The organism is Alkalibacterium gilvum, assembly GCF_900109085.1.
GTDB classification, from domain to species: Bacteria; Bacillota; Bacilli; order Lactobacillales; family Carnobacteriaceae_A; genus Alkalibacterium; species Alkalibacterium gilvum.
The window spans coordinates 1-7,839 of record NZ_FNYW01000061.1; the positions used below are offsets into that span (position 1 = coordinate 1).

Genomic DNA, 7,839 nt, shown 5'->3' on the forward strand with positions numbered 1-7,839 from the left:
TAGTGATCGAATAGTTCTCATTAACTGATCCACAGTGATGACAAGCCTTCGGCTTGTATGTAAGTGTGGCTTGATAAACTAAGTAGTTTACTCCTTTTATCTTTTCTTCTATACAAAGATAATTATTTACATCAAAAATAATGTTTTCGTCTTTAATATTTAGTGAATTTCGTATAATATGAGAGTGGGTCATGTAGATTCTCCTTTGATTGGTTTTGGTCGACTTAATTATAAGGGAATCTACTGACCTTTTTCTATTGATATACAAAAAAACGTGCCAGTGAGTTTTTAGAACTCACCAACACGATTAATTATAGAACCAGAAAATTTCTCTAGTTGGTTTTTTATTATTTAATGAACGCTTTCGATGAGGATGTAGTCATATCATTATTATTCTTCTTAACGAGTTTAATCTCTACTGATTCTATTCTTTTGGCGAGGCCTTCCGTTCCGGCAGGCTGACCATTTTTAGTCCAACCTAACCAACCATATGACTGCGAGTGTACTCTGTAGTAAACATCATAATGCTTGCTTACCTCACCGTTTAAATCAACTTGTATGGCTTCAATTCTTTTGCTTTCTCCTGAGGTACCGGATAATTGCCCATTGCTTACCCAATCTATCCAACCATGTGATTGCACATGTGTCCGGTAAGTAATGTTTCCTGAATACTCTTTATTAGAAAGATTTATTTTCAGACCTTCAAGACGTTTAGCCTGACTGACAGTACCAGCAGTTTCACCGTTTCTAAACCATTCTTGCCAGCCATCATGTTCTACATGTGTTTGATAATTTACAAATGTTGGTGCTTTTTTAAATGAGTGGGATGTTTTAAGGCCATAATCTTCCCCTTTAGGAACAAGCTGTATTTCTACGGCTTCAAGTCTGTAACCATAACCTTCAGTTCCTGCCGGTTCTCCATTTTTAGACCAGTCAAGCCAGCCAAAATTCTCAGCGTGTACCCTGTAATAGACATCGTAATTTTCGGATACGAGTCCATTCAATCGTATTTTAACTGCTTCTAAACGCTTACCTTGATTAACTGTTCCAGCTCTTTTTCCATCTGAGGTCCAGTTCATCCACCCATTTTTCTCAACATGAGTTTGGTATTCAATTGAGGATCCTACTTGATTATCTAATTTTATCTGTAAAGATTCCAGTCGTAATCTTTGGCCTGAAGTGCCGCTCATTTGTCCTTCCCGAACCCAAGATTGATCGCCTTTTTTCTCAACATGTGTACGGTAGCTTAATGATGGCTCATCATCTAACTGCTCTAATCCATATGTACGAATAACGCTACTTATTTTTTTTGCATAATTAGGGTCAGTGGCATATCCTCCGACACCATAATGCATGCCGCTATGAATATTTTCAATAGCTTCATAAGGCGTTTTGGCAATATCTCTAAAGCCACCTCGGTAACGTCTTGTGTTTCCAGCTAAAAATTGGGCATAGTCCCTAAATGATTCTTCTGATGATTGATATGATCTAAAACCACCAACAATCGTTACGGCGTAGCCACCATCAGGATGAGTCGAGTCCTCGATCCACTCCCAAGTGACCATATCTACAGAGCTACCACTTCCACCACTAGATTTTATACCAAAATAATTATTGTACTTATAGCTTAACGAACTTGTTCCCCAGCCTGACTCAAGAACTGCTTGAGCGAGCATAACCGATGGGTAAAGGTTATAGGCTTTTGCTACTCTTTGAACTCTTACTTTATGTTCATTGAAAAAATTTCTTACTTTCAGTGACCAGCGGGGATTATTAGGCCAATTAAAAGATGAAGATGTTGCCATGTATGATTGAGCAGGATAAAAGTCATTCGTAGAAAAAGGATTATTGATGTCTTCTCCTTCTTTAGGCTGATACAGTTTGTCACGATACTCTTCAGGAATTTGACTTATTGGTATTTCTTCCCCTTTTAATGTTGTGACCGTCTCTTCGGTGCTTTCCTTTTCGTCGTTTTTTTGATTTTCTTTGTCAACTGACTCTTCCACCACGTTTTCCTGAATACTTTCAGATGTTGTCTCTTTGTCATTTTCAGAGTCCTTGACTTCATTTGTTGCTGGAATTTCTTGTTCTTTATTTTCTGTCATATCTTGAGACACAGGAAGAGTTATATTTTCATCCATTATCGTCGACTCTTTATTATTTTCATTATCTTCATTTTCAATTTCTACTTCACTGCTTTGATCCTGTGAAGTGTCTACTGATTCAACAGCAAGTACGCCTAAAGAGGCAAACTCGCTGAAGATCATTGAGGCTGATAAGATTGATAGCATTCCAATTTTTATTACTTTTTTCACTTTATAATTCCTCCTTTTTATTACCAGTCTCCAAAGTAAGCCACGATTCCTTTAACAATTGCGTCGGCTGCTAATTGATGATAAGCCTTTGTTTTGATAATAGCGTTATCTTTTATATTATCAATGAACCCTAATTCTATTAGCGCTGCTGGAGATTCTGGTTCTCGTAACATATGAAAATTATTTCCTTTGACGCCTCGATTATAAAATTTAGTATCATGAATCACACTATTATGTACTAAATCAGCAAGTTTCAAACTCTCTGCGATCCTTTTATCTTCAGTCTTAAATTTATTTCTATCCGTCTCTTGCCCGAAGCCACTGGCCACTCGGTGATAGATAAATGTTTCGATCCCTCTTGCGTACCAGTTATTTCCGCCCATAGAGTTGTAATGAATACTAAATAGAATATCAGGTTTTATTTTATTCGACATGGTTGATCTTTCTTTTAACTCTAAATGTTTGTTCGTTTCTCGAGAAGATCTCACGTCGAACCCTTTTTCTCTTAAAGAATTTATGACTTTAAGTCCTGTTGACAAACTTATATCTGCTTCTTTTAAACCGAAGTATGATGCTCCAGGGTCTTTACCACCATGTCCGATATCAATAAATACAATAGGAGCTCGCTTAAATCCTTTATCAGGATCTGCTTTCATAGAATTTTTCTTCACTAGATCTACTTGAATAGCTTCGGTTCTCTTGGATAACATCTGAGTACCACTTGTCATGCCATTTATTACAGCGCCCAACCAGCCAAAACTCTCTACGTGAGTCTTATATGCCACATCATAGTATTTAGCTACTTCACCGTATAAACGAATTTCTACTGCTTCTAAGCGCAGACCTTTTCCTTCTGTACCACTCATTTCACCATCACGTTTCCAATATTGCCAGCCTTCGCCTTCAACACGAGAGCGGTAGGTGATACCTCCACTTAATTTACCAGTATCTATCGTTAAATTTAAAGCTTCCAAACGTTTACTTTTACCTATTGTTCCTACAATCGATTCATTTTCATCAGACTTCATCCATCCATATGATTGAACGTGGGCAGACGCATTAATACTAGGAGGTTTTATAAACCCTTCTTCCGATGAACTGTTTATTGTATTTTTTTCTACTATCTGTATTTCCAGGGCTTCCATTCGTTTTGATAATTTCTCTGTCCCGCTTGGCATACCATTTAATACTGATCCTAACCATCCAAAACTCTGAACATGAGACTTATAAACGACATCGTAATGTTCAGCAATTTCACCGTACAAACGGATCTCAATAGCTTCTAAACGCTTAGCCTGTCCTTCTGTTCCACTTAATTGTCCGTCACGCTTCCACGCTTCCCAGCCTTCTCCTTGGACTAATCCACGGTACTCGATACCGCCCTGCATTGCGCCAGCATCGATGACTAATTTTAATGCTTCCAGTCGCTTACTGCGTCCAGTAACACCTAGTAAACCATCGTTCTGGTTGGCCTCTAGCCATCCATATGATTGAACGTGAGCAGACGCTTGAACTTTAGGTGGGTATCTAAAACCATCATTTGATGGTTTCTCGGTGGTTCCTTTTTTCACAATAGTTATGTCTAAAGCTTCCATTCGCTTGGATAGTTTTTCTGTCCCACTTGGCATACCATTCAAAACTGATCCCATCCAGCCGAAGCTCTGAACGTGAGCTTTATAGACGATATCGTAGTGTTTAGCAATTTCGCCATATAAGCGAACTTCTATTGCTTCTATGTGCTTAGCCTGTCCTTCTGTTCCACTTAATTTTCCGTCTCGCTTCCACGCTTGCCAGCCGTTACCATCGACTAAGGAACGGTACTCGATGCCTCCCTGCATTGCACCAGTATCAACAACTAGTTTTAATGCTTCTAGTCGTTTGCTCTGTCCCGTAACACCCAGTAGACTTTCTTCAGTATCCATCCACCCATAAGATTGTACATGAGCTGATGCCGTTAACATTGGTTCTGTATTATTCATACTTACTTTTTCTCTAGAATCACTCATGACTTCATAAGCAGGTAAGGTTTGTTCTGGTCGGTCATCATTTATAGAAACGACTCTAATTTCTATTGCTTCAATCTGATAGTCATATCCTTTTGTTCCAGCGTGTTCTCCATTCTTGGCCCAACCTAACCAGCCGAATGTTTTCGAATGTACTCTATAAAAAACATCATATTGTTCAGCTATTGCTCCAGTTAAATCAAACTGAACGGCTTCAATTTGATCACCCGTATCCACTGGGTTAGAAAGTTGGTCATTTTCTTTCCATGGCATCCAGCTATCTGAATTTCTTGAAAAGGTCCTATAGCGAATAGATAATTCAGGATGTGAACTTTTGACTTTAAATGATTCAAGTTTCAGTCCCTTATTCTCTGTTCCAGCTATGTCTCCCTGATTTACTGGTTCCTGCCAACCTTTTGATTCTATATATGTAGTTACCTTTATATCTTCTTTCGTCAAACCTTCTATAGTGTTGTCTGGTTCATCTACTGCATTATGTATTTCTTGTTGTTCTTCATTTTTTTCATCTGTTTTTACTTCTTCAGCTTCCGATTCGCTTTCTTTGATGGGGATTGTTTCATTTTCTTCCTCGTTTTTGTTCTCATTAACTAAATCAGGATTTTTCTCTTGATCAGAAGCTTTTGTTGAGCCATTTTCTTTCTTACTTATATTATCGTCTTGCCTGATATCTGTCTTATCCTGATCTTTGTCAAGGACGCTTCTCCCATATTCTATTTGTTCTATTTTTTTCTGACTATTTGAATCATCATTAGCATATGTAGTAAGTGGAACGCTCAAACTTAGCGCTGTATTAAACACAAATGCAACACTGATTGCCTTTTTATAAAATCTATTCAATTTATTTTTTCCCTCCATTTTATAAACTTAACACTATATAAGATACCATATATTATAAGTGTGTTGTGGTTCAAGATTAAAATAGTTCAATTTATATATATAATTATTCACAATTTTGTCGAAAAATACAAAAGCAGTGTAAGCGATGAATAGCTAGGTACCTGTGAGTCCTAGCGGCCTCCTGTTAAACTTGAGATATCTTAAGTACACAGGAGGTTTTTAATTTGGAAAAGAATAGACAGTCTATCATACCGATAACCCTACATGACGATAAAACTGATCACCAACACATTTCGAAGTTCCATTCACAGAAAATGGTGGCATATTTAAAAAATAGTCAGACAGAGCTACTTATTTACGAGGGGATCAAACCCTCGACATTAAGAGTTCTCCTCGCGGAGATGTCATTCAATGAAACTCGTTGATTTTACTCAAGTAGAGAATATTTTTATTGTGTGTGGAAAGACAGATATGCGCCGTCAAATTGACGGCTTAGCTGCGACGATCACAGAAGAATATGATATGGATGTGTATCACGAGGCCCTCTTTCTCTTCTGTGGTGGAAAGAAGGATCGGTTCAAAGCACTTTACTGGGAAGGTGACGGCTTCCTTCTCTTATACAAGCGTTTAGAGAATGGGAAATTGAATTGGCCGCGTAACCAAAACGAGATTCAAAAGTTAAGTGCGCAACAGCTACGTTGGCTGCTTGAAGGATTATCTGTTAATCAAAAAGTTTCTATAAAACCTGCGGTTAAAGGAAGTATAGCCTAAGAAATGAGAGAGAAATTGATGAAAAAATCAATGACTCTCTCGTTTTCTTTAACTAATTAATGTAAAATTTAAGTACTATTTATGTGAGGAGAAGCAGACATGTCTATCAAGAGCGAAAAACAATTTGAAGTGATTATTGAAAAGCTTGATCAGCTGTTAGAAGAAAACAAACAGCTTAAGATCCTAATCGCTCAAAAAGATGATGAGCTTTCCTTACAGAAAGAACAAATCGAGTTCTTAACTCAGAAATTGTACGGCCCAAAGAAGGAAACGTTGAACGGCGATCCCAACCAAGGCAATCTCTTCAACGATTCCCTTTTTAGCGAACCAGAGCAGACTGGTGACCAAAGCGACGAAGATGAAGTCATTACCAAAACAGAACGTCGCCGCAAAAAACGTAAAGGATTAAAAGATAAACAATTGTCATCTCTTTCTACTGTTGACCACATTCATGAGCTTGAATCTTGCACGTGTCCAACATGTATGGAAGCAATGAAAGAAATCAGCACGCAACTCATCCGTCAGGAAGTTAAATTTATCCCGGCTAGAGTTGAAAATCACAGACATTTTCAGAAAACATATGCCTGCGCAAACTGTGAGAAAAGCGGAATGCACACGCCGTTTGCGAAATCTGAAATCCCCAGACTTCCTTTAAATAATACAGCCGCATCTGCGTCATTGATAGCGGAAACCATGTATCAAAAATTCGAGCAAAAAGTCCCGGGCTATCGCCAAGAGGCTTATTGGAATCTGCTTGGCTATCCGATCCCTCGGCATACCATTGCGAACTGGCACATTAAAACGTCTCAGTATTATCTCGAAGCACTCGTGGCTGAAATGCGCCAGGAATTGTTGAACCAGAAGGTTCTGCACGCCGACGAAACGACATTCAAAGTACTGAATGATAAAGACCGACAAAAGTCCTATATGTGGTTGTTCAGTACCGGCAAATATAGCGACCGTGCCATACATATCTACAAGCTTGGTCCGTCACGCAGCGGATCTGTCCCTAGAGATTTCTTAGAGGGGTACACTGGTTATCTTCATAGTGATGGATTCTCCGGGTACAACAATCTTCCGGGGATGACGATGATTGCCTGTCTGGCTCATATCAGACGGAAGTTCTATGACGCACGTCCAAAGAACTATTCCAGTAAGAGCGTCGCTCATAAGGGAGTCAAGCTATGTAACGAATTATTTGCGTTGGATAAGACCCTAAAGGGCTTATCTGTTAGCGAACGGTATCACCAGCGCCTAGTACTAGTGAAGCCGAAGCTTGAAGCCTTTTTTGACTGGTGTGAATCTCTAACTGCGCATGGCAAACTTGGGATAGCGATCAACTATGCGCTGAATCAGAAGGAGCGGATGATGAACGTTCTGAAGGACGGCCGTCTCGTGCTATCCAACAATCTAGCCGAACGCGGAATCAAGTCACTCGTTATGGGCAGAAAGAACTGGCTGTTCTCGAAATCTTTTGATGGCGCTCATGCAGTCGCGACTATTTTAAGTCTCGTCGAGACGGCCAAATCCAACGGGTTACATCCGCGAAAATATGTGGACTACCTCTTAACTTAGGTCAAGTCCTAAATCTTGTGTAAAAGTGTACAGTAGTTACTTTTATCAATACGTATTCTATTGTGCCAGGCTCCACCTGGCATTACTTGATATTAAAGTGAAAATCAAAAACCGATTTACACTCTAATATCAAGTGCCATTTTCCTTCTCATGACTTTCGTCATTAGTTTATTATGGGACTCGTATATTCCTTTAAAAATTTATTATTATTTTTTTGCCATTTTTCGTGGTTATCTAATAACACTGCCCCGATTAATCGAACGGCAGAAGAGATATTAGGAAAGATTGAGACAACTTTTTCTCGCCGTCTGATCTCT

At 38.9% G+C, this 7,839-nt stretch carries 5 protein-coding genes and 1 pseudogene; 2 read left to right on the forward strand and 4 right to left on the reverse strand.

Features of this window, described 5'->3' with window-relative positions; translation table 11 throughout:
• The 3 genes and pseudogenes from BMX83_RS10205 to BMX83_RS10215 form a co-directional block, all read right to left on the reverse strand.
• A pseudogene (locus BMX83_RS10205) lies at positions 1-193 on the reverse strand (ISL3 family transposase); the annotation flags it as partial.
• 154 nt (positions 194-347) lie between these two features.
• Complete coding sequence (locus BMX83_RS10210; protein WP_091636725.1) at positions 348-2,315, reverse strand: glucosaminidase domain-containing protein; 1,968 nt, start codon at positions 2,313-2,315, stop codon at positions 348-350.
• Between the two features lie 20 nt (positions 2,316-2,335).
• Positions 2,336-5,176, reverse strand: a complete 2,841-nt coding sequence (locus BMX83_RS10215) for an N-acetylmuramoyl-L-alanine amidase (protein WP_177170578.1) — start codon at positions 5,174-5,176, stop codon at positions 2,336-2,338.
• Positions 5,177-5,587: 411 nt separating this feature from the next.
• On the opposite strand from BMX83_RS10215, the gene tnpB reads away from it, so the two are divergent.
• Complete coding sequence (gene tnpB / locus BMX83_RS10225; protein WP_072693819.1) at positions 5,588-5,947, forward strand: IS66 family insertion sequence element accessory protein TnpB; 360 nt, start codon at positions 5,588-5,590, stop codon at positions 5,945-5,947.
• A gap of 99 nt (positions 5,948-6,046) precedes the next feature.
• Positions 6,047-7,522 carry an IS66 family transposase gene (gene tnpC, locus BMX83_RS10230; protein ID WP_091636731.1) on the forward strand — a complete coding sequence of 492 codons (1,476 nt, stop codon included), beginning with the start codon at positions 6,047-6,049 and terminating at the stop codon, positions 7,520-7,522.
• A gap of 163 nt (positions 7,523-7,685) precedes the next feature.
• On the opposite strand, the gene BMX83_RS10235 is transcribed toward tnpC, so the two are convergent.
• The coding region (locus tag BMX83_RS10235; RefSeq protein WP_177170526.1) for a transposase at positions 7,686-7,839 on the reverse strand (154 nt) is incomplete at its 5' end.